General features: G+C 69.1%; 20 protein-coding genes. 6 read left to right on the top strand and 14 right to left on the bottom strand.

Features of this window, described 5'->3' with window-relative positions; all coding sequences use genetic code 11:
* Positions 1–11: 11 nt before the first annotated feature.
* The 5 genes from RSP45_RS10385 to hutI are packed head-to-tail and all read right to left on the bottom strand — an operon-like array spanning position 12 to position 5,829.
* Positions 12–1,166 (bottom strand): acyl-CoA dehydrogenase family protein, encoded by a 1,155-nt coding sequence (locus tag RSP45_RS10385; protein WP_415391887.1) that lies wholly within the window; start codon positions 1,164–1,166, stop codon positions 12–14.
* Complete coding sequence (locus tag RSP45_RS10380; RefSeq protein WP_415391886.1) at positions 1,163–2,311, bottom strand: CaiB/BaiF CoA transferase family protein; 1,149 nt, start codon at positions 2,309–2,311, stop codon at positions 1,163–1,165. Before RSP45_RS10380 ends, RSP45_RS10385 begins: the two co-directional genes overlap by 4 nt.
* Positions 2,308–3,099 (bottom strand): N-formylglutamate deformylase, encoded by a 792-nt coding sequence (gene hutG / locus RSP45_RS10375; protein WP_415391885.1) that lies wholly within the window; start codon positions 3,097–3,099, stop codon positions 2,308–2,310. Before hutG ends, RSP45_RS10380 begins: the two co-directional genes overlap by 4 nt.
* Positions 3,096–4,634, bottom strand: a complete 1,539-nt coding sequence (gene hutH / locus RSP45_RS10370; RefSeq protein ID WP_415391884.1) for a histidine ammonia-lyase — start codon at positions 4,632–4,634, stop codon at positions 3,096–3,098. The genes hutG and hutH overlap by 4 nt, the downstream gene beginning before the upstream one ends.
* Positions 4,627–5,829, bottom strand: coding sequence for an imidazolonepropionase (gene hutI, locus RSP45_RS10365; RefSeq protein ID WP_415391883.1), 1,203 nt, complete (start codon positions 5,827–5,829; stop codon positions 4,627–4,629). The genes hutH and hutI overlap by 8 nt, the downstream gene beginning before the upstream one ends.
* 127 nt (positions 5,830–5,956) lie before the next feature.
* On the opposite strand from hutI, the gene RSP45_RS10360 reads away from it, so the two are divergent.
* From RSP45_RS10360 to RSP45_RS10350, 3 genes are read left to right on the top strand one after another with little or no spacing between them, the layout of a single operon-like run.
* The gene (locus RSP45_RS10360) at positions 5,957–7,321 is read left to right on the top strand and encodes a formimidoylglutamate deiminase (RefSeq protein ID WP_415391882.1); all 1,365 of its coding nucleotides are present in this window, start codon (positions 5,957–5,959) and stop codon (positions 7,319–7,321) included.
* Positions 7,318–8,037, top strand: coding sequence for a GntR family transcriptional regulator (locus tag RSP45_RS10355; protein WP_415391881.1), 720 nt, complete (start codon positions 7,318–7,320; stop codon positions 8,035–8,037). The genes RSP45_RS10360 and RSP45_RS10355 overlap by 4 nt, the downstream gene beginning before the upstream one ends.
* Positions 8,034–8,588 (top strand): HutD family protein, encoded by a 555-nt coding sequence (locus RSP45_RS10350; RefSeq protein ID WP_415391880.1) that lies wholly within the window; start codon positions 8,034–8,036, stop codon positions 8,586–8,588. Before RSP45_RS10355 ends, RSP45_RS10350 begins: the two co-directional genes overlap by 4 nt.
* Here RSP45_RS10350 and RSP45_RS10345 read toward each other — a convergent pair.
* The 4 genes from RSP45_RS10345 to RSP45_RS10330 all read right to left on the bottom strand — a co-directional run bounded on the left by RSP45_RS10345 (position 8,578) and on the right by RSP45_RS10330 (position 12,919).
* On the bottom strand, positions 8,578–9,462 hold the full coding sequence (locus RSP45_RS10345) for a carbohydrate ABC transporter permease (protein WP_415391879.1): 885 nt from the start codon (positions 9,460–9,462) through the stop codon (positions 8,578–8,580). The genes RSP45_RS10350 and RSP45_RS10345 overlap by 11 nt on opposite strands.
* Position 9,463: 1 nt before the next feature.
* The gene (locus RSP45_RS10340; RefSeq protein WP_415391878.1) at positions 9,464–10,405 is read right to left on the bottom strand and encodes a carbohydrate ABC transporter permease; all 942 of its coding nucleotides are present in this window, start codon (positions 10,403–10,405) and stop codon (positions 9,464–9,466) included.
* A 66-nt stretch (positions 10,406–10,471) separates the two neighbouring features.
* Positions 10,472–11,788 (bottom strand): ABC transporter substrate-binding protein, encoded by a 1,317-nt coding sequence (locus RSP45_RS10335; RefSeq protein ID WP_415391877.1) that lies wholly within the window; start codon positions 11,786–11,788, stop codon positions 10,472–10,474.
* A 72-nt stretch (positions 11,789–11,860) separates the two neighbouring features.
* The gene (locus tag RSP45_RS10330; RefSeq protein ID WP_415391876.1) at positions 11,861–12,919 is read right to left on the bottom strand and encodes an ABC transporter ATP-binding protein; all 1,059 of its coding nucleotides are present in this window, start codon (positions 12,917–12,919) and stop codon (positions 11,861–11,863) included.
* A 168-nt stretch (positions 12,920–13,087) separates the two neighbouring features.
* Between RSP45_RS10330 and ltnD the strand changes: the two genes are divergently transcribed.
* Entirely contained in the window at positions 13,088–14,017 is a 930-nt protein-coding gene (gene ltnD, locus RSP45_RS10325; RefSeq protein ID WP_415391875.1) for an L-threonate dehydrogenase, read from the top strand.
* Positions 14,014–15,273 carry a 3-oxo-tetronate kinase gene (otnK, locus tag RSP45_RS10320; RefSeq protein ID WP_415391874.1) on the top strand — a complete coding sequence of 420 codons (1,260 nt, stop codon included), beginning with the start codon at positions 14,014–14,016 and terminating at the stop codon, positions 15,271–15,273. The genes ltnD and otnK overlap by 4 nt, the downstream gene beginning before the upstream one ends.
* A gap of 557 nt (positions 15,274–15,830) precedes the next feature.
* Here otnK and RSP45_RS10315 read toward each other — a convergent pair.
* The 5 genes from RSP45_RS10315 to RSP45_RS10295 all read right to left on the bottom strand — a co-directional run bounded on the left by RSP45_RS10315 (position 15,831) and on the right by RSP45_RS10295 (position 20,042).
* A complete protein-coding gene (locus RSP45_RS10315; protein WP_415394045.1) occupies positions 15,831–16,550 on the bottom strand; it encodes a sulfate/molybdate ABC transporter ATP-binding protein in 720 nt (239 codons plus the stop codon).
* An 11-nt stretch (positions 16,551–16,561) separates the two neighbouring features.
* Complete coding sequence (gene cysW, locus RSP45_RS10310) at positions 16,562–17,434, bottom strand: sulfate ABC transporter permease subunit CysW (protein WP_415391873.1); 873 nt, start codon at positions 17,432–17,434, stop codon at positions 16,562–16,564.
* Positions 17,427–18,263, bottom strand: coding sequence for a sulfate ABC transporter permease subunit CysT (cysT, locus tag RSP45_RS10305; RefSeq protein ID WP_415391872.1), 837 nt, complete (start codon positions 18,261–18,263; stop codon positions 17,427–17,429). The genes cysW and cysT overlap by 8 nt, the downstream gene beginning before the upstream one ends.
* 8 nt (positions 18,264–18,271) lie before the next feature.
* The gene (locus RSP45_RS10300) at positions 18,272–19,321 is read right to left on the bottom strand and encodes a sulfate ABC transporter substrate-binding protein (protein WP_415391871.1); all 1,050 of its coding nucleotides are present in this window, start codon (positions 19,319–19,321) and stop codon (positions 18,272–18,274) included.
* Between the two features lie 268 nt (positions 19,322–19,589).
* Positions 19,590–20,042, bottom strand: a complete 453-nt coding sequence (locus RSP45_RS10295; RefSeq protein ID WP_303729624.1) for an Rrf2 family transcriptional regulator — start codon at positions 20,040–20,042, stop codon at positions 19,590–19,592.
* 207 nt (positions 20,043–20,249) lie between these two features.
* On the opposite strand from RSP45_RS10295, the gene RSP45_RS10290 reads away from it, so the two are divergent.
* Positions 20,250–20,723, top strand: coding sequence for an Lrp/AsnC family transcriptional regulator (locus RSP45_RS10290; protein ID WP_303729623.1), 474 nt, complete (start codon positions 20,250–20,252; stop codon positions 20,721–20,723).
* Positions 20,724–20,734 lie beyond the last annotated feature (11 nt).

The raw sequence follows: 20,734 nt of genomic DNA, 5'->3' as shown, positions 1-20,734 counted from the left end.
TTCGTCTCCGATCAGGCCAGCATGTTGCCGGAAATGATGATGCGCTGGATCTCGCTGGATCCTTCGTAGATCCGCATGATCCGCAGGTCGCGGTTGATGCGCTCGACGGGAAAGTCGCTGGTGTAGCCATAGCCGCCATGCAGCTGCAGCGCGGTGTCGGCGATGCGGCCGGCGGATTCGGAGGCCGCGAGCTTGGCCATGCTGGATGCCAGCGAGAACCGCGCCCCGGTCTCGTGCGCCGCGTCACGCTGGCGGGCGGCGTCCTGCGCCAGCAGCAGGGCCGAGCGGAACGCCACGCCCATGTCGGCGATCATCCAGGCGATCCCTTGACGTTGGGCCAGCGCCTGCCCGCCGATCACCCGGTCCTTGGCATAGGCGATGGCGGATTCCATGGCCGCCCGCGCCAGCCCCAGGCACTGGGCGGCGACCTCGATGCGGCCGTTGTCCAGAACCTGCATCGCGGTGCGGAAGCCGCGGCCTTCCTCGCCCAGCAGGGCGTCCTCGGGCAGGTGGCAGTCCAGCGCCAAGGTGAATACATGGCCGCCCTTCAGCCCCATGGTCTTTTCAGGGGCCCCGGCCTCGAACCCCGGCGTGCCCTTGGGCAGGATGAACGCCGAAATCCCGCGGTGCCCCTTGTCGGGGTCGGTGACCGCATAGACCACCAGGAAATCCGCGACACCCCCGTTCGAGATGAAGCATTTCGAACCCTTGAGGTGCCAGCCGCCATCGACGCGCCGCGCGCGGGTCTTCATGTCGGCGGGGTCCGAGCCTGCGGTGGGCTCGGTCAGGGCAAACGCCCCAAGCGCCTCGCCGGTGGCGGCTTGGGGCAGCCAGTGCTGTTTCTGCGCCTCGGTCCCGCCCAGCAGGATCGAATCGGTCGCCAGATAATGCGCGGTCATCGCCGAGGCGGTCGAGCCGCAGGCCCCCGCCACGATCGACACCGCCCGCAGCAGCGCCGGGGCCGAAACGCCCGAGCCGCCGTATTCCTCGGGCAGGTTCGCGCCCATCATCCCGGCCTCGGCCAGCACCTGCAGCTGGTCGTGGACGAATGCGCCCGAGGCGTCGGTTTCCGCCGCTTTCGGGGCGATCTGCTCGGCGCAGATGCGTTCCAGCAGGTCGCAGAACAGCCGTTCTTCCTCGGCCAGCATGTGCCAGTCGTCGCTCATGCGATGGTCTCCAGTCCCAGTTCGCGCAGAATGGTGGCGCGGTCGGCGCCCAGTTGCGGGGCGGCGGTGGCGGACACCGGCTTTTCCCCGTCGAAACGCACCGGCTGCCCGACGGTGGGGGCGTGGCCCAGCACGGGGTGGGGCAGGGGGGTGACCAGCCCGCGTGCGGTGGCGTGGGGGTTTCCGGCCGCCTGCGCGATGTCCCAGATCGGGGCTGCCGGCAGCCCGGCGCCGGACAGCGCCGCGATGGCGTCCTCGGTGGTCAGGTTCCGCGACCACGCCTCGATCAGCGCCTTCAGCGCCGGTTCGTTTTCGGTGCGGGTCTCGTCGGTGGCGAAACGCGGGTCGTCGGCGGCCTCGGGCGCGCCGATCAGCGTCGCCAGCGTCGCGAATTGCCGTGGGTTCAGCACCGCGATCACCACCTGCCCGTCGCTGGTGGCAAAACAGCCGAACGGCGTCGACAGCGGATGGCGGTTGCCGACCCGCGCCGGCAGCTGCCCCGCGTAAAGATGCAGCGCGTGGCTGGTGGTCAGCATGGAAAACAGCGCGTCATACATCGCCACGTCCAGCGTGGCGCCTGCGCCGGTGCGGTCGCGGTTGACCAGCGCCGCCATGATCCCCCAGCTGGCAAACAGCCCGGCCAGCAGGTCGGCGATGCTTTCGCCGGTCTTCAGCGGCCCGCCGCCTTCCTCGCCCGTCCCGGCCATCAGCCCGGACATGGCCTGCACCACCAGATCATAGGCCGGCAGGTCGCGGAACGGCCCGTCCTGCCCGAAGCCGGAAATCGAGCAATAGATCAGCCGCGGATTGGCCGCGCGCAGGGCGTCCGCCCCCAGCCCCAGCCGCGCGGCCACGCCGGGGCGGAAGTTTTCCACCACCACGTCGACGCGGGCGGCGATGTCCTGCGCCAGCGCCAGATCGGCGGGGGCCTTGAGGTCCAGCACCAGGCTTTGCTTGCCGCGGTTGTTCAGGGTGAACAGGGCGCTTTCGCCGTCCTTGAACGGGCCGATATGGCGGTAATCGTCGCCGTGGGGCGGTTCCAGCTTGATGATCTCGGCGCCCAGATCGGCCAGCAGCGCCGTGCAGTAGGGCCCGGCCAGCACCCGGGTCAGGTCCAGAACCTTGATGCCCTGCAGCGGCTTCATGGTTTCAGCCCTTCCGCCAGCGCCTCGATTCGCGTCAGGATCTCGCGCAGGGGCAGCCGCAGCGCCTCGGCCTTGGCCTCGTCATAGGCAAAGGGCGGGGTCTCGGTCGCCAGATGGGTGGATTGCGCCAGCTCCATCTGGATGGCATGGACGCCCTGCGTCGGCTGGCCGTAATGCCTTGTGGTCCAGCCGCCCTTGAAGCGCCCGTTCAGCACCCAGGGCCGGCCCGTTGCTGCTGCAACCTCTTGCGCGGCGGCCTCAATGGCGGGGGCGCAGGTGGTGCCCCCGGCGGTGCCGATGTTGAAATCGGGCAGCACGCCCTCGAACAGGAACGGGATCACCGAGCGGATCGAGTGGCAGTCGTAGAGGATCGCGACCCCATGCTTCGCCCGCACCCGCTCGATCTCGGCGGCCAGCGCGGCGTGATAGGGGGCGTGGAAACGGGCCTTGCGGTCCTCGATTTCCGCGGCCGAGGGTTCCTGCGTCCAGATCGGTTCGCCGTCGAAATCGGTCAGCGGCACCAGCCCGGTGGTGTTCTGCCCGGGGTAAAGGCTCGCGTCGTCCGGGCCGCGGTTGGCGTCGATGACATAGCGGTGAAAGGTGGCGCGCACGGTGGTCGCGCCCGGCAGCAGCCCGTCATACAGCCGCTCGATATGCCAGTCGGTGTCGGCCAGCACCCGGCCGCGGTCGTTCAGCCGGGTCATGATCTCGTCGGGCAGGAAGGTGCCGGTATGAGGCAGGCCCAGGATGACCGGGCTGTCGCCGCTTGTGACCTCGACCGGGGTCATGCCACGTCCTCCATGATCCCCTCGGGCAGGGCCGCCAGCAGCGCGCCCGAGCGGACCAGCTCCGCCACCTCGGCCAGATCGTCCGCCATGTAGCGGTCCTGACCCAGCGGCGGGATCGCCTGGCGCAGCCGCGCCAGCACCGCCTGCAGCGGCTGGGAGGTCTTCAGCGGCGCCCGGAACTCGACCCCGGCGGCGGCGCAGAGCACCTCGATGCCGATGATCTGGGTCAGGTTTTCGCACATGCGGCGCAGGCGGCGCGCGCCATGGGCGGCCATGGACACGTGGTCTTCCTGGTTGGCGCTGGTGGGCGTGGAATCGGTCGAGCACGGGTTGGCGAGGTGCTTGTTCTCGCTCATCAGCGCGGCGCTGGTCACCTCGGCGATCATCAGCCCGCTGTTCAGGCCGGGATCGGGGGTCAGGAACGGCGGCAGGTCGTGGGAAAGCGCCGGGTCCACCATCAGCGCGATGCGGCGCTGGGAAATCGCGCCGATCTCGGCGATCGCCAGCGCGATCTGGTCGGCGGCAAAGGCCACCGGCTCGGCATGGAAGTTCCCGCCCGAGACGATGCGGTCGGCGCCGACCAGCACCAGCGGGTTGTCGGTGGCGGCGTTGGATTCGATCTCCAGCGTGCGGCCGGCCTGCGCCAGCAGGTCAAGGCAGGCGCCGGTCACCTGCGGCTGGCAGCGGATGCAATAGGGGTCCTGCACACGGGTATCGCCGATCCGGTGGCTTTCGCGGATTTCCGAGCCCTCCATCAGCGCGCGGATGGCGCTCGCGGCGGCGATCTGGCCGCGATGGCCGCGCAGCTCGTGGATTTCCGAAAGGAACGGCGCGGTCGAGCCCATGATCGCGTCGGTGGACAGCGACGACGACACCAGCGCGTTCAACGCCGCGCGCCGGGCCTGGAACAGCCCCTCGAGCGCGAAGGCGGTGGACACTTGCGTGCCGTTGATCAGCGCCAGCCCCTCTTTCGCGGCCAGCACCAAGGGCGACAGCCCGGCGGCGGCCAGTGCCTCGGCGGCCGGCATCTCGACGCCCTGATGATGCGCGCGCCCCTCGCCCAGCATGGCGGCGGCCATATGCGCCAGCGGCGCCAGATCGCCCGAGGCGCCGACCGAACCCTGCGCCGGGATCACCGGCAGCACGCCGCGCGCCAGCATCGCCTCCAGCAGCGCGACCACCACCGGCCGCACGCCCGAGGCGCCGCGGCCCAGCGACAGCAGCTTCAGCGCCATGATCAGGCGGACCGTTTCGGGTGCAACGGCCTCGCCCACGCCGCAGCAATGCGACAGGATCAGGTTGCGTTGCAGGGTCGCGGTGTCCTCGGCCGCGATCTTGATCGAGGCGAGCTTGCCGAAGCCGGTGTTCACCCCATAGACGGGCTCGTCGCCCTGCGCGGCGGCGGCGATGCGGGCGGCCGATTCCTCGATGCCGGCGCGGGCGCTGTCGGCCAGGCGCACGGCCAGCCCCTCGCGCCAGACACGCTCAAGCTCGGCCAGCGTGACGGCGCCGGGGGTCAGGATCAGTTCAGACATGCGTGCCTCCGAGGATGCGGGCGTGAAGCGGGTTGAAGCCGACGCGATAGGACAGCTCGGCCGGGTGGGCGATGTCCCAGACGGCCAGATCGGCGCGCAGCCCGGGGGCGATGCGGCCGCGGTCGGACAGGCCGAGCGCGCGGGCAGCGTTCAGCGTGACCCCGCGCAGGCATTCGGCCGGGGTCATGCGAAACAGCGTCGCCCCCATGTTCATGGTCAGCAGGATCGAGGTCAGCGGCGAGGTGCCGGGGTTGCAGTCGGTCGCCAGCGCGATCGGCACGCCCGCGTCGCGCAGGCCCTGGATCGGCGGCAGCTGGGTTTCGCGCAGCGTGTAATAGGCGCCGGGCAGCAGCACCGCGACGGTGCCGTGTTCGGCCATCGCGTCGATGCCGTCCTGCCCCAGATATTCCAGATGATCGGCCGAGATCGCATCGCGGCGGGCGGCCATCGCGGCGCCGCCAAGGTCGGACAGCTGCTCGGCGTGCAGCTTGATCTTCAGCCCCAGCCTTGCGGCGTGGTCAAAGACCTGCTCCATCTCGGCGACCGAAAAGGCGATGCCTTCGCAGAACCCGTCCACCGCGTCGATCAGCCCTTCGGCGTGCGCACGCTCCATCCCGGCGATCACCACGTCGGAGATATAGGCGGCGCGGCGGTCGCCGTATTCGGGGGGCAGGGCATGGGCGGCGAGCCAGGTCGTGATCACATTTACCGGGCGCTGGCGGCCGATCTCGCGGGCGACGCGCAGCATCTTCAGCTCGGTTTCCACGTCCAGCCCGTAGCCGGACTTGATTTCCAGCGTGGTGACGCCCTCGGCCAGCAGGTGATCGACGCGGGGCAGGGCGCGGGACAGCAGGGTTTCCTCGTCCGCGGCGCGGGTGTCGCGGACGCTGGACAGGATGCCGCCGCCGGCGCGGGCGATTTCCTCGTAGCTGGCGCCTTCCAGCCGCATCTCGAATTCGCGGGCGCGGTCGCCGCCGAACACGATATGGGTGTGGCAGTCGACCAGCCCCGGGGTGACCACCCGCCCGCCGAGGTCGGTCGAGGGCGCGCCGGCATAGTCGTCGGGCAGGTCCGAATCAGCCCCGACCCAGGCGATCAGCCCGTCGGAAATGGCGATGCTTTGGCCCGGGACCAGCCGGTAACCCGTTGAATCGGCATCCATCTCCACCACGGCGGCGTTGCGCAGAATCTGCATGTCGGCGTGCTCCTCCACTCGGGTTCTGGGGTGTTCCTCTCAAATATGTCTAGTGTTGAATTTCTTCTATGTCCAAACTTATTTCGATGTTATGTGTGAACCTGTCTTGGATGGGATGGAGGATGCGATGACCGTGATCTGGGCCGAACAGGCGCTGCTGCCCCAGGGCTGGGCCGACGGGGTGCGGGTCGAGCTGGGCGCGGACGGCCGCATCGCCAGCGTCAGCGCGGGCACCGCGCCGCAGGGTCAGCGGGTCGGGCTGCTGCTGCCGGCGATGGCGAATCTGCATTCCCACGCCTTTCAGCGCGCCATGGCCGGGCTGTCGGAATCGCGCGGCAACCAGCCCAGCGACAGTTTCTGGACCTGGCGGCAGATCATGTTCCGCTTTCTGGACCACCTGACCCCCGAGGACGTCGAAGCCATCGCCGCGCTGGTGCAGATGGAGATGCTCGAGGCCGGCTATGCCACCAATGTCGAGTTCCACTATCTGCACCACCAGCCGGGCGGCGCCGCCTATGACGATCCGGCCGAGATGGCTGCGCGCATCGTGGCGGCGGCGCAGCGGACCGGCATCGGGCTGACGCTGCTGCCGGTGCATTACCAGTTCGGCGGGCTGGACCGCCGGCCGCTGGGGCCGGGACAGCTCCGCTTCGGCACCACCCCGGACGAATTCGCGCGGCTGCTCGACGCCTCGGAATCGGCGCTGGCGGCGCTGCCGCCCGATGCCGGCATCGGCGTCGCGCCGCATTCGCTGCGTGCGGTGTCGCCCGAGGGGCTGGCGCTTTGCGCCGGGCTGCGCCCCGAACGCCCGCTCCACATGCATCTGGCCGAGCAGATCCCCGAGATCGAAGAGGTCCAGGCCGCCACCGGCCAGCGCCCGGTCGAATGGCTGCTGGACCATGCCGACCCGGACCGGCGCTGGACGCTGATCCACCTGACCCACATGACCGAGGACGAGACCCGCCGCCTTGCCGCCACCGGCGCGGTCGCCGGCCTGTGCCCGATCACCGAGGCCAGCTTGGGCGACGGTATTTTCAACGGCACCATCTGGCGCGAGGCCGGCGGGCGGCTGGGGTTCGGCTCGGACAGCAACATCCGCATCAGCCTGGCCGAGGAACTGCGCGGGCTGGAATACAGCCAGCGCCTGCGCGACCGCGGCCGCGCGATCCTGGCGGAGCCCGGACGCTCGACCGGGCGGGTGCTGTATGAGGCAGGGCTGGACGGCGGCGCCTCGGCCGCAGGGCGCGCGACCGGCGCGATTGCCCCCGGCCTGTGGGGCGACCTGCTGGCGGTGGGCATGGACAACCCGGTGATGGTCGGGCGGCGCGGCGACGCGACGCTGGACAGCCTGGTGTTTGCGGGCGGCGATGGGCTGGCGTCCGAGGTCTGGGCCGCGGGGCGCCATGTGGTCACCGGCGGGCGCCATATTGCGCGCGACCGGATTGCCGCCGATTATATGGCCTGTATCAGGCGGTTGCAGGACAGGTTGTGAACGACGCGCGCACACGCATTCCGTCCAAGGCGCAGGCGATCGAGACCGAGGTCCGCCGCCGCATCGTCGAGCGTGAATGGCGGCAGGGCCAGCGCATCCCGGACGAGGCCGATCTGGCGGTCGAGTTCGACGCCGCCCGCTCGACCGTCAACAAGGCGTTGCAGCGGCTGGCGGACGAAGGGCTGCTGGACCGCCGCCGCCGTGCCGGGACAAGGGTGGCGGTGGACCCGGTGCGCAAGGCGACATTCGCGATTTCCATCGTGCGCGAGCAGGTGGAACAGGCCGGGATGGCCTATAGCCACCGCGTCGTCGCGCAGCGCCGCACCCCGGTCCCCGAGGATATCGCCGCACGGCTGGGCATCGCCCCCGGCACGCCGCTGATCCACATGCGCGCGCTGCATTACGGCGACGGGCGGCCCTTTCAGCTTGAGGACCGCTGGCTGAACCCGGAGGCGGTGCGCGGGCTGGAACGCGCGGATTTCTGGCAGCTCAATGCCAACGAATGGCTGGTGCGCAACACCCCCTATCTGCGCGCCGAGATGAGTTTTTCCGCCGAAAACGCCAGCCGCCGCGATGCGCGGCTGTTGCAGACGCAGGTCGGGCAGGCGCTGCTGGTCCTGCACCGCTCCACGTGGAACGATCTGGGGCCGGTGACCTCGGTGCGGGTGGCCTATCCGCCCGGCCATGTGGTGACCACGCAAAGGGCGATCGAATGACGGTCTGGCATTACCCGGCAAGCGCGCGGCAGTTCCGGCCGTGGAAGAATGGCGGCGGCGAGACCGCGGAAATCGCCGTGTCGCCCGCGGGCGCCGGGTTCGACGATTTCGACTGGCGGATCAGCACCGCCATCGTGGCGCAATCGGGGCCGTTTTCCGGCTTTCCCGGGGTGGACCGGGTGCTGACCGTGATCGAGGGCGGCGCGATGGAGCTGACCGTCGCGGGCGAGGCCCGGCATCTGGATGCGGGGTCCGACCCTTTCGTCTTTCCGGGCGACGTCCCGGCCGCGGCGGTGCTGACCGGCCCGGCGCTGCTGGATTTCAACGTGATGGTGCGCCGGCCGCTGCGCGCCAGCGTCCGAAGGGCACGGCTGGCGGAGGGCGCGGCGCCGGGGACCCTGGCCCATCTGGCGCTACTGCTTGAAGACGGGGGCGGGCTGGCGCGGCTGGACCTGATCGACCTGCGCGCAGCCCCGGCCGCGGTGCGGCAGGGGCTGGCGGGGGTGCTGGCGCTCGAGGTGGCGATCCTGGCCCCGGCGGCTATTCCTTGACCGCCCCGGTCATCGAGCTGACGTAATAATCCACGAAGAACGAATACAGGATCACCACCGGCAGCGAGCCCAGCAGCGCCCCCGACATCAGCGCCCCCCATTCGTAGATGTCGCCGCGCACCAGCTCGGTCAGCACCCCCACCGGGATGGTCTTGTTTTCCGAGCTGGAGATGAAGGTCAGCGCATAGATGAACTCGTTCCAGGACAGGGTGAAGGCAAAGATCCCCGCCGAGATCAGCCCCGGCACCGCCAGCGGCAGCACGATCCGGGTCAGGATCTGCCAGCGCGTGGCGCCGTCGACCAGCGCCGATTCCTCGAGCTCGTAGGGGATCGAGCGGAAATACCCCATCAGCAGCCAGGTGCAGAACGGGATCAGGAAGGTCGGATAGGTCAGGATCAGCGCCAGCCGGGAATCGAAGATCCCGACCTGATAGACGATGAACGCCAGCGGGATGAACAGGATCGACGGCGGCACCAGATAGGCCAGGAAGATCAGCAGCCCCGTCACCCGCGAGCCGCGGAACCGCAGCCGCTCGATCGCATAGGCCGCGAACACCGAGGCCAGCAGCGAGATGAAGGTCGAGGCCACCGCCACGATGATCGTGTTCCACAGCCAGCGCGGATAGCTGGTCTCGAACAGCAGGTAGCGGATGTGGTCCAGCGTCGGCTGCACCACCCAGAACGGGCTGTAGTCGCGATAGTTGGTCAGCTGGTGGTTCGGCTTCACCGAGGTGATGGCCATCCAGTAGAACGGGAACAGCAGCACGAAGCAGAACACGAACAGCGGCAGCCAGACGGTCAGGATCTTGCGAGGCAGGGTCTCGAACCGCTCGATCCCCGGGCTGTCGTCCTGGGCGGGGGTTTGCTTGGCCATGTCAGTCGTTCCCTTGCTGCCATTTGCGCCGTTGCAGGCCGAAGAAGCTGAACAGGATCGCCGCCAGCAGGAACGGGATCATCGCCACCGCGATGGCCGCGCCTTCGCCCAGCTGGCCGCCGGGGATGGCGCGCTGGAAGCTGAGCGTCGCCATCAGATGGGTGGCGTTCACCGGGCCGCCGCGGGTCAGCACGTAGATCAGCTGGAAATCGGTAAAGGTGAACAGCACCGAAAACGTCATCACCACCGCGATGATCGGGGTCAGCAGCGGCAGGGTGACCTTGGTGAAGCGCTGCCAGGCGGTGGCGCCGTCGATGGCGGCGGCCTCGTTCAGCGATTGCGGGATGGTCTGCAACCCGGCCAGCAGCGAGATCGCCACGAAGGGGATGCCGCGCCAGACATTGGCCGCGATCACCGACCAGCGCGCATTCCAGGGGTCGCCCAGGAAGTTGATCGGGGCGTCGATGATCCCCAGCGACATCAGCACCCAGCTGATGATCGAGAACTGCGAATCGTAGATCCACCAGAAGGCCAGCGCCGACAGCACCGTCGGCACCACCCAGGGCAGCAGGATGATCGCGCGGAAGAAGTTCTTGAAGCGCAGGTTGCGGTTCAGCAGCAGCGCCAGCCACAGCCCCAGTCCGAACTTCAGCACCGAGGCGACCGTGGTATACAGCATCGTGTTGAACACGCTGAGCCAGAACACCGGGTCGTCGGCCAGCCATTGGTAATTCTCCAGCCCGATGAAGCTGCCGGTGCGGCCGATGCGGGTGTCGGTAAAGCCCAGCCACACCCCCAGCCCCAGCGGATAGGTCAGGAAGCACAGCAGGAACACCGCCGCAGGCAGCATGAACAGCAGGCCCAGCCCGCCGCGGCTTTCGACAAGCCGTCGCCAGCGCGAGGGGCGGGGGACGGCAGGGGTCAGGGTGTCAGGGCTGGTCATGGCGCGAACCTCGGACAGCGGCATGGGCGCGCCGGCCCCCGGATCTGCGGGGACCGGCGCCGGTTCCTAGCGGTAGTAGCGCTGCAGGCGGCGTTCGGCGTTGGCGATCGCCTCTTCGGTCGAGCGCTGGCCGGTGACGGCCTCGGCGAACATGTCGACCAGCACATAGTCGGCCATGGCCCCGGCAGATGCCGGCCCCAGCGGCCCGGCATAGCCGTTCACCCGCAGCGATTCCGATGCCTTGGCATAGGGCGCGTGGATCGGGTTCGAGGTCCAGACCGGGTTGGCCGCGAACTCCTTGAGCGCCTGGCAGCAATAGGCCGAGGCCGATTCGATCCAGCGGTTCATGTTGTCCGAACGGTACATGAACTCCAGATACGCCTTGGCCGCGTTCGGATACTTGCAGTGACCGAAGATCGAGATGGTCGAGGTCTGGTGCAGCTCGACCGACTTGCCCACCGGGCCGATGGGCAGGTTGGTGGTGCGGATGTCGGCCGCGATTTCCTGCAGTGCCGGGTCGTTCACCGCCGCATAATACAGCGACACGCCGTTGGCGGTCAGCGACACCTCTCCGGCCAGGAAGGCGCGGTTGTTGTTCACGTCCAGCCAGCTCTCGGTGCCGGGGATGAAGGTCGCATACAGCTTCTTGGCGTACTCGATGGCGGCGGCGGTTTCGGGGCTGTTGATGGTGACGTTGCCCTGTTCATCCACCTGCTGCGCGCCATGCGACCACAGCAGCCAATGGGCATAGTTGTTGCCGTCGCCCACCGCCTTGCCGTGCGGAAACCCGGCCGGGGTGCCCTTTTCCTTCAGCGCGGTGCACAGCGCCAGGAAGCCCTCGGTATCGGTCGGGAACTCCTCGAAGCCCGCGGCCTTCATGTGGCTGTCGCGATAGCAGATGGCGTTGCCGATGGCGCAGAGCGGGGTCGAGATCCACTTGCCGTCCTGCTGCCCATAGGCGGCCAGCCCGTCGTACCAGCCGCCATGCGCCTCGCCCAGCATGGTGCACAGGTCGGTGACGTCGACCAGCTTGTCGGGATACTGGAAGGGGTCGTCGAACCAGCTCATCACCATGTCGGGGCCGGAACCCACATTGGCGGCAACGGCGGCTTTCGGGCGCACGTCCTCCCAGCTTTCCTGATCGATGATGACCTCGACCCCGGTGGCTTCGGTAAAGGCGCGGGTATTGGCGTTCCATGCCTCTTCCTCGGCCTTGACGAAGGGCACCCAGCGCAGCAGGCGCAGGGATGCGCCCTCTTCGGGGGTGAACATCGGCGCGGCGCCCGCGCCCTGGGCCAGCGCCCGCCCGAACGGGCCGGTCAGCACCGCCCCCGCCGCGATCGCGGCCGAGCCTTGCAGCAATGTCCTGCGGTTGATGGTCATGTCCGGGTTCCTCCTCCCCATGGATGACAGTTGCGGCGCGGGTTGCGCCGGGCTTTTTCGGCGCAAGAGGGCTCAGCCCGACAGCCGGGCGCCCCCCTCGGCGTCGAACAGATGCGCCGCGGCGCCGTCGATGCGGATGCCCAGGGTCTCGCCCGGGCGCGCGGTCACGCGGTCGCGGAACACCCCGGTGATGTCGGCGCCCCCCAAGGTGCCGACGACATGGGTTTCCGCGCCGGTGGGCTCGGTCACCCCCACGGTCAGCGGGATGTCGCCCCCCAGCGACATCGCCTCGGGGCGGATGCCGTAGACCAGCTTCTGCCCGGCGCGGGCGCGGCCGGTGTCGGCCAGCGGCAGCCTTGTGCCGTCCTCGGCCCGGAACCAGCCGTCCCCGTCCAACGCGCCGGGGACAAAGGTCATCGCCGGGCTGCCGATGAACCCGGCGACGAACAGGTTCGCCGGGTGGTCGTACAGTTCCAGCGGCGCGCCGATCTGTTCCACGATCCCGTCGTGCATGACCACGATCTTGTCGGCCATGGTCATCGCCTCGATCTGGTCGTGGGTGACATAGACGGTGGTGGTCTTCAGCCGCTGGTGCAGGTTCTTGATTTCCGCCCGCATCGACACCCGCAGCTTGGCGTCCAGGTTCGACAGCGGTTCGTCGAACAGGAACACCTGCGGGTTGCGCACGATGGCGCGGCCCATGGCGACGCGCTGGCGCTGGCCGCCCGACAGCATCCGCGGATAGCGGTCCAGCAGATGCGCCAGCCCCAGGATTTCCGCCGCCGGCCGCACCTTTTCCGCGATCGCCGCGCGTTTTTCGCCCGCCAGCTTCAGCGAGAATCCCATGTTCTCGGCCACGGTCAGATGCGGGTAGAGCGCGTAGTTCTGGAACACCATGGCGATGTCGCGATCCTTGGGCGGCAGGTCGTTGACCACCCGGTCCCCGATCAGGATCCGCCCCGAGCTGATGTGTTCCAGCCCCGCCAGCATTCGCAGCAGCGTGGATTTCCCGCAGCCCGACGGGCCGACCAGCACCACGAATTCGCCTTCGTCGATGGCGATATCGATTCCATGCAGCACCTCGTGTGCGCCGTAGGACTTGCGCACGGAATCGATGGTGACGGATGCCATGGACACCTCCTCCCAAAGGTATTCATTACGGGGATGTTAGCGCGAGCAAGCGGGTTGGCAAGTATTTTTATTCCGTAATTCCCCGGGCAAAATGGCCCAATGGGCAGATTGACAACGTATACATCGCGCCGCATCGTCGCGACGATGGACCGGGACAGGGGGGGTGGCATGGCTGACGGCGGACTGACCGCGGGCGTGATCGGGCTGGGGTCAATGGGGCTGGGCGCGGCGCTGTCGCTGGCCCGCGCCGGGCTGCCCACGCTGGGGCTGGACCTGCGCGCCGAGGCGATGGAGGCGCTGTCCAGCGCCGGCGGCACCCCCTGCCGCGACCCCGCCGGGCTGGCTGCGCGGGCGGATGTGGTCTTCGTCTATGTGGTGAATGCGGCGCAGACCGAATCGGTGCTGTTCGGGGATGGCGGCGCCGTCGCGGCCGCCCGTCCGGGCACCGTCTTTGTCCTGTGCGCCACCATGGCGCCGCTGGACGCGCAGTCGCTGTGCGAACGGCTGGCGGATGCGGGGATGCTGGCCATCGACGCGCCGGTGTCGGGCGGGGCGGCGCGGGCCGAGGCCGGGCAGATCTCGATGATGGCCGCCGGGCCGCAGGCGGCCTTCGACCGCGCGGCGCCGGCGCTGGAGGCAATTGCCGAGACGGTGTTCCGGCTGGGCGAGCAGCCCGGCGCCGGCGCCCGGATGAAGGTGATCAACCAGCTGCTGGCCGGGGTCCATATCGCCGCCGCGGCCGAGGCGCTGGTGCTGGCCGCCAGCTGGGGGATGGATCTGGCCGAGGTGCACCGGGTGATCCAGTCCTGCGCCGGCAACAGCTGGATGTTCACCAACCGCGGCGCGCATGTGGTGGAGGGGGACTATGCTCCCCGCTCGGCCGTGGACATCTTCGTCAAGGACCTGGGCCTCGTCACCGAGGCGGCTGCGGCCAGCGGCGCGCCGGTGCCGCTGTCGGACACCGCGCTTTCCCTGTTCCGCGAGGCATCGCAGCAAGGGCTGGGGCGGCTCGACGACGCCGCCGTCGCGCTGCTGCTGGCGCAGCGGGCGGGCGTGACCCTGCCTGGCGCGCAGGCCGTGGAAGGAGAGGCGCAATGAGCCGCCTGGCCCTGGGCTGCATCGCCGACGACATCACCGGCGCCTCGGACCTTGCGGCGCTGGTGGCGCGCTCGGGCGCGGCGGTGTCGCTGCGGATCGGGCTGCCGGCCGCGGACCCCGACCCCGCCGAGCTGGCTGAGGTCGAGGTGATCGCGCTCAAGATCCGCTCGATTCCCGCGGATCAGGCGGTGGCCGCGGCGATGGCGGCGCGGGACTGGCTGATCCGCGCCGGGGCCGCACGGCTGTACTGGAAATACTGCTCGACCTTCGACAGCACCGCGCAGGGCAATATCGGCCCGGTGGCGCAGGCGCTGCTGGCGGCGGGAGCGGGCGCGCATACGCTGCACGCGCCGGGGTTTCCCGAGAACGGCCGGCGGGTGTTCATGGGCAATCTGTTCGTCGGCCGCCAGCCGCTGGCCGAAAGCCCGATGCGCGACCACCCGCTGAACCCGATGCGCGACAGCGACCTGACGCGGCTGCTGTCGGCGCAGCTGGGGCAGGCGGTGGGGCTGGTGGACTGGCCGACCATCGCCGCCGGGCCGGACGCCATCGCCGCGGCCATCGCCGCAGGTCCGGCGCATCTGATCGCCGACACCATCCGCGACGAGGATCTGGCGGCGCTGGCGCAGGCGGGGGCGGGGCTGCCCCTGCTGTGCGGCGGCAGCGCCTTTGCCGCGCAGCTGCCAGCGGTGCTGCGCGCGCGCGGCGAGCTGCCGCAAGCCAGCCCGGGCAACATCCCCGATCTGCCCGGCGGGCCGGCGCTGGTGCTGTCGGGCAGCTGCTCGGCGATGACCCGGCGTCAGGTTGCAGCATTCGCCCCGCTTGTGCCGACGCTGCGGCTGGACCCGCTGCGGCTGGCCGAGACCGGCCCGGCCGAGGCCGTCGCCTGGGTGCGCGCCCAGACCGGCACCGCGCTGGTCCACGCCGCGGCCGAGCCCGACCAGGTTGCCGCCGCCCAAGATGCGCTGGGGGTCGAGCGTGCCGGAAATCTGGTCGAAGAGGCGCTGTCCGCCGCCGCCGCGGCCGGTCGCGCCCGCGGCGTCACCCGCTTTGTGGTGGCGGGGGGCGAATCCTCGGGGGCGGTGGTGCAGGCGCTGGGGGTGTCCGGCTTGCAGATCGGCGCCGAGATCGCGCCCGGCGTGCCGTGGTGCGTCGCCCGCGACCGCGAAGGCCCCTTCGCCATCACCCTCAAATCCGGCAATTTCGGGGCCGAGGATTTCTTTGCCCGCGCCCTGCAACTCTCGGGCGGGCTGTAGCCGCAGCCCCGATTGCGGTGCTGTCTTGCGCCATGAGCCCCGCGACCTCGGACGGGGCATCGGCGTGGCGCCCGTTGTTCCGGGCTATGGGCCGGAGCAGATGCGGGCGGTAATTTCAGCCTCTCCGGCCCCTTTTTCGCGGCCGGGGCGCCGTTCCTGATGCCGCCGAACAGGGTTCCCACCACCGGCGAAATCATCCGCCGGGCGGACCGGAGCGATCCGCGTCGCGGGTGCCTGCACAGCGGCGGGGACAGACCCGCCCCAGCACTTGGCCTTCTCGCATCGCTGGGGCGGGCGTGCCTGCACCGGCCGTGGGCTCCCGCGCCGCCCCCGTGAACGGCAGCGGGCGGTGCTCGTCCAGCAATGCCTCGCGGCGATGCGGGCAAGGCGCCGTATTACGGTGGGCGTGGCTGCACCGGGGCCGTGGGCTCCCTCGCCGCCCCGTGAACGGCAGCGAGCGGTGTTCGTCCCAGCAGCGCCTCGGCGATGCGGGCAAGGCGCAGTGCCGCAGGGCGGTTGCGCCAGGCGATGCCGCAGCAACCGCCCGCCCCGCCTCCTCAGGCGCTGATGAAATCGCGCACGAACTCGGTGGCCGGACAGGCGCGGATGTCCTGCGGCTTGCCGATCTGCTCGATCCTGCCCATCGACATCACCACCACCAAGTCGGCCAGCTCCATCGCTTCTTCCTGGTCGTGGGTGACGAAGACGGTGGTCAGGCCGGTCTCGTCGTGGATATGGCGCAACCCCTGGCGCAGTTCCTTGCGGACCTTGGCGTCCAGTGCCCCGAAGGGTTCGTCCAGCAGCAGCATCCGCGGCTCGATCGCCAGCGCGCGGGCCAGCGCCACCCGCTGGCGCTGGCCGCCGGACAGCTGGCCGGGATAGCGGCGGCCGATGTCGGGCAGCTGGATCAGCTCGAGCAGCCGGCCGACGCGGCGGGCGATCTCGGCCCGGGGCGGGCGGCTGGCGCGGGGGCGGGCGCGCAGGCCATAGGCGATGTTTTCGAACACCGTCATGTGCCGGAACAGCGCATAGGACTGGAACACGAAACCCGCGCGGCGGTCCTGCACCGACATGCCGGTGGCGTCCTTGCCGTCGAACAGCACCCGCCCCGAGCTGGGGAACTCAAGCCCGCCGAGGATGCGCAGCAGCGTGGTCTTGCCCGACCCCGATGGTCCCAGCAGCGCCACCAGCGCCCCCGAGGGGATGGACAGCGACACCGGTTGCAGCGCCGCGGTGGTGCCGAAGGATTTGGCGATCTCGTCGATCTCGATGAACATGGGGGACCTCTTCATCGGTGGGATCTGGCGGCAAGCTGGTCGGCGTGGCACAGCTCCAGCGCGCCCTTGACCAGCAGGGTGGCGACGGCAAGCAGCGTCAGCAGCGCCGCCATGCTGAAGGCGGCGACCGACAGATATTCGTTGTAAAGCATCTCGATGGTGATCGGCATGGTCGCGGTCTGGCCGCGGATCTTGCCCGAGACGACCGCGACGGCGCCGAATTCGCCCATGGCGCGGGCGTTGCACAGCAGCACCCCGTAAAGCAACGCCCAGCGGATGTTGGGCAGCGTCACCGTCAGGAAGATGCGCCAGCCCGAGGCGCCCAGCGTCAGGGCGGCTTCCTCTTCGGCGCGGCCCTGTTCGATCATCACCGGGATCAGCTCGCGCGCGACAAAGGGGAAGGTGACGAACAGCGTCGCCAGCACGATGCCCGGCAGCGCAAAGACGATGGGCATTCCCTGCGCCACCAGCCAGCCCCCGACCAGCGAGTTGGCGCCGAACATCAGCACGATGCACAGCCCCGCCACCACCGGAGAGACCGAGAACGGCAGGTCGATCAGCGTGATCAGGAACGCCTTGCCGCGAAAGTCGAACTTGGTGATGAACCAGGCCGCCGCGATGCCGCAGGCGGCGTTCAGCGGCACCACGATCGCCGCGATCAGCAGCGTCAGCCGGATCGCCGCGCGCGCGTCATGGTTGGAAAGACTGCGGACCGCGGCAGCCCAGCCATCGGCCAGCGCCTCGATAAAGACCACGATCAGGGGTGCGGCGACAAGGATCCCCAGGCCCGCGACCGCAATCGCGATCAGGATGCGGCGGGCCAGGGGCGCTTCTTCGGTGGCGGCGCGATGACGGACGGCGGGGGCAAGGCTTGCGTCAGACATCACCGATCCTCCGCCGGCTCCAGACCTGGATGAGGTTGATGGCCAGCAGCATCGCAAAGCTGATCAGCAGCATGGCGATGCCGATGGCGGCTGCGGCGTCATGGTTGAACTCTTCAAGCTGGATCACGATCAGCAGCGGCGCGATTTCCGTCACCAGCGGGATGTTGCCGGCGATGAAGATGACCGAGCCGTATTCCCCGACCGCCCGCGCCAGCGCCAGCGCAAACCCGGTCAGCGCCGCCGGCATCAGCATCGGCAGGATGACATGGCGCAGCGTATGGGGGCGGCTGGCGCCGAGGGTGGCCGAGGCTTCCTCGACCTCGCGCTCGATCTCGTGGATGACCGGCTGCACGGTGCGGGTGACGAAGGGCAGCCCCACGAACACCAGCGCGATGAAGATGCCCCATTGCGTATAGGCGATGCGCCAGCCGATTTCGGCGGCCAGCGCCCCGAAGGCGCCATTGGGCGCGTAAAGCGCGGTCAGCGCGATGCCTGCGACCGCGGTCGGCAGCGCAAACGGCAGGTCCACCGCCACATCCATGACCCGGCGCCCGGGAAAGCGATAGCGCACCAGCACCCAGGCCAGCAGCACGCCGAACACCAGGTTGAACAGCGCCGCCAGCAGCGACAGCCGGAACGACAGCAGCAGCGCCGCCCAGACCCGTTCGCGGTTCACCGTCGCCCAGATGTTGCCCAGCCCGTAGCCGGCGCCCTGCAGGAACAGGGCGCCGATGGGCAGCAGCACGACGATGGACAGCATCGCCAGGGTGATCCCCATCGACAGGCCAAGGCCCGGCATCGGGGATCGGTAGATCAGGGGCCTGCCCATCGCCTGCCTCACTTCGCCACGTAAATCTGGTCGAAGATGCCGCCGTCGCCGAAATGCTCGGGCTGCGCCTTGGCCCAGCCGCCGAAATGGCCGATGTCCACCAGTTCAAGATCGGGGAAGCGCGCCACGTCCGCCGGGTCGGCGGCCGAGGGGTCCCAGGCGCGGTAGAAATGCTTGAAGGCCAGCGCCTGCCCCTCGGGCGAATAGAGATAGTCCAGATAGGCCGTCGCCAGCTCGCGGCTTTCCGGCGTCCTGATGTTGCCGTCGACCAGCGCCACCGGCGGTTCCGCCAGGATCGAGATCGACGGCACCACGATGTCGAACTTGTCCTCGCCCAGCTCTTTCAGCGCCAGATAAGCCTCGTTTTCCCAGGCCAGCAGCACGTCGCCGATGCCGCGCTGCGCAAAGGTGGTGGTCGATCCGCGCGCCCCGGAATCCAGCACCGGCACGTTGCGGAACAGCTTGCCCACGAATAGCTGCGGGTCCTGGCCGTTGCGCTCGGCCCAGGCCCAGGCGGCCAGATAGTTCCAGCGCGCCCCGCCCGAGGTCTTGGGGTTCGGGGTGATGACCTGAACGCCGTCCTTGACCAGATCGCCCCAGTCGGCCAGCCCCTTGGGGTTGCCCTCGCGCACCAGGAACACGATCGTCGAGGTATAGGGCGACGAGTTGTGCGGCAGCCGGGATTGCCAGTCGGTGGGCAGCTTGCCGGAATCGGCGATGCGGTCGATGTCGCTGGCCAGCGCCAGTGTGACCACCTGCGCCCCCAGCCCGTCGATCACCGCCCGCGCCTGCGAGCCCGAGCCGCCGTGGCTGGTCTCGATCTGGGGCGCCTCATGACCCTGCGCCTGCCAGTGCCGGGCGAAGGCCTCGTTGAACTCGCGATAGAGCTCGCGCGTCGGGTCGTAGCTGACGTTCAGCAGCGTTTCCGCCCCGGCCTGCGGCGCGGGGCCGAACCCGGCGAGCACAAGGGCCAGCGCCAGCGTGGCGCCCTTGAGGAGATGCGATGCCGGCCGGCCGGTCCGGCGGTCCGCCTGTGGGGCGGTGCAGGCTTGGGACATGCGCCGGACCCGGGGGAGTGGGGCGGGAACGAAGCCAGGTCGGGTGAGGGATTTGCCCATCTGCGGTTTCCTCTGTCCTTTCCGGGGGCAGATTGCCGCGCCGGTCGGATAAATAACGACTAGGAAGGTCGAGTATGGCAAGGGCAAATTATCGCCAAACTCGGTCGTGATTTTGGAAAATTATTCTCTGCCCGCCATGGCTTGTCGACGCGGGGATGCCGCCTGCGGGCGGGAAAACATGGGGGAAATCAACAGGACAGGTCGTGGCTTAAAAGCCGACGACCTGGTCCAGCACCTCGTCCGAGCGCAGCATGTCTTCCAGCGTCAGCGAGTCGATGATCAGCAGATAGGACCAGAACACCTCGGCAAACACCTTGCGAATGCGGCAGGTGGCCTCGTCGGTGCAGTCGGCGCAGCGCTGATAGGCGCTGCGCGACAGGCAGGGCAGGGGGGCGATGGGCCCGTCGATGCGGCGCAGCAGATCCGACAGGGAAATCTCGGCCGGAGGCTTGGCCAGCGTATAACCCCCGGCGCGGCCGCGGATCGAGGTGATCACCCCGGCGTTGCGCACCTCGAGCAGGATATGTTCCAGGAACCGCTTGGGCGTGCCGGCGCGGCGGGCGATCTCTTCGATCGTCAGCGGGCGCGGCTTGGCCTGCGCGGCCTCATCGGCCAGCACCAGCAGGGCCTTGAGGGCGTATTTCATCTTCTGGGTGATCATTGCCGATCAGCCTAGCAGGGAAAGCACGCGAATCAAGGTCGTGATTTCGCGGATTCCCAACCTGCTGCAACCGATTTCGCGCAACCTGTTGTAGCATAGGTATTCATCCGCCTGAAATAATGACGACAAACCTAATAGACATTCACCTTCCATCTGTCATGCTTCCCCAGCGCCCCGGGTTCGGGCGGCCAGAACGAGGAAGATCCGATGGATACGCTCGATCTCATCGACCGCAAGATCGTCGCCGAGCTGATGCGCGACGCCACCCTGCCCATCGCGCAGATCTGCGAACGGGTCGGCCTGTCGCAGACGCCGTGCTGGAAGCGGATCCAGAGGTTGCAGGACAGCGGCGTGCTGACCGGCCGCGTCGCGCTGGCCGATCCCGACCGGCTGGGCTTCGGCCTGACCGTGTTTGTCGGCGTCGAGGCCGTCGACCATTCCGCCGCCTGGCGCGAGGGCTTCGCCGCCGCCGTCGAGACCTTCCCCGAGATCATGGAGGTCTATCGCATGGCCGGAGAGATGGATTATCTGCTGCGCGTGGCCGTGCCCGACATGGCGGCCTTCGACAGTTTCTACAAGCGTCTGACCGAGGCGGTGCCGATCAAGAACCTGACCTCGCATTTCGCGATGGAGCGGATGAAGTTCACCACCGCTTATCCGGTGGATACCCGCAACCGCTAGGGCCGGCCCTG

It is taken from the genome of Paracoccus sp. SJTW-4 (genome assembly GCF_047716885.1).
In the GTDB taxonomy this organism is placed as follows: Bacteria; Pseudomonadota; Alphaproteobacteria; order Rhodobacterales; family Rhodobacteraceae; genus Paracoccus; species Paracoccus solventivorans.
This window is presented reverse-complemented; position numbering and strand designations above follow the sequence as displayed.

Bases quoted from the DNA above. Each gene is read 5' to 3' on its own strand.
- RSP45_RS10385 (WP_415391887.1), bottom strand. From the start codon at position 1,166: ATGAGCGACGACTGGCACATGCTGGCCGAGGAAGAACGGCTGTTCTGC.
- RSP45_RS10360 (WP_415391882.1), top strand. From the start codon at position 5,957: ATGACCGTGATCTGGGCCGAACAGGCGCTGCTGCCCCAGGGCTGGGCC.
- RSP45_RS10345 (WP_415391879.1), bottom strand. From the start codon at position 9,462: ATGGCCAAGCAAACCCCCGCCCAGGACGACAGCCCGGGGATCGAGCGG.
- RSP45_RS10295 (WP_303729624.1), bottom strand. From the start codon at position 20,042: ATGATCACCCAGAAGATGAAATACGCCCTCAAGGCCCTGCTGGTGCTG.
- otnK (WP_415391874.1), top strand. From the start codon at position 14,014: ATGAGCCGCCTGGCCCTGGGCTGCATCGCCGACGACATCACCGGCGCC.
- hutI (WP_415391883.1), bottom strand. From the start codon at position 5,829: ATGCAGATTCTGCGCAACGCCGCCGTGGTGGAGATGGATGCCGATTCA.
- RSP45_RS10335 (WP_415391877.1), bottom strand. From the start codon at position 11,788: ATGACCATCAACCGCAGGACATTGCTGCAAGGCTCGGCCGCGATCGCG.
- RSP45_RS10330 (WP_415391876.1), bottom strand. From the start codon at position 12,919: ATGGCATCCGTCACCATCGATTCCGTGCGCAAGTCCTACGGCGCACAC.
- hutH (WP_415391884.1), bottom strand. From the start codon at position 4,634: ATGTCTGAACTGATCCTGACCCCCGGCGCCGTCACGCTGGCCGAGCTT.
- RSP45_RS10315 (WP_415394045.1), bottom strand. From the start codon at position 16,550: ATGTTCATCGAGATCGACGAGATCGCCAAATCCTTCGGCACCACCGCG.
- RSP45_RS10380 (WP_415391886.1), bottom strand. From the start codon at position 2,311: ATGAAGCCGCTGCAGGGCATCAAGGTTCTGGACCTGACCCGGGTGCTG.
- hutG (WP_415391885.1), bottom strand. From the start codon at position 3,099: ATGACCCCGGTCGAGGTCACAAGCGGCGACAGCCCGGTCATCCTGGGC.
- RSP45_RS10350 (WP_415391880.1), top strand. From the start codon at position 8,034: ATGACGGTCTGGCATTACCCGGCAAGCGCGCGGCAGTTCCGGCCGTGG.
- ltnD (WP_415391875.1), top strand. From the start codon at position 13,088: ATGGCTGACGGCGGACTGACCGCGGGCGTGATCGGGCTGGGGTCAATG.
- cysT (WP_415391872.1), bottom strand. From the start codon at position 18,263: ATGGGCAGGCCCCTGATCTACCGATCCCCGATGCCGGGCCTTGGCCTG.
- cysW (WP_415391873.1), bottom strand. From the start codon at position 17,434: ATGTCTGACGCAAGCCTTGCCCCCGCCGTCCGTCATCGCGCCGCCACC.
- RSP45_RS10290 (WP_303729623.1), top strand. From the start codon at position 20,250: ATGGATACGCTCGATCTCATCGACCGCAAGATCGTCGCCGAGCTGATG.
- RSP45_RS10300 (WP_415391871.1), bottom strand. From the start codon at position 19,321: ATGTCCCAAGCCTGCACCGCCCCACAGGCGGACCGCCGGACCGGCCGG.
- RSP45_RS10340 (WP_415391878.1), bottom strand. From the start codon at position 10,405: ATGACCAGCCCTGACACCCTGACCCCTGCCGTCCCCCGCCCCTCGCGC.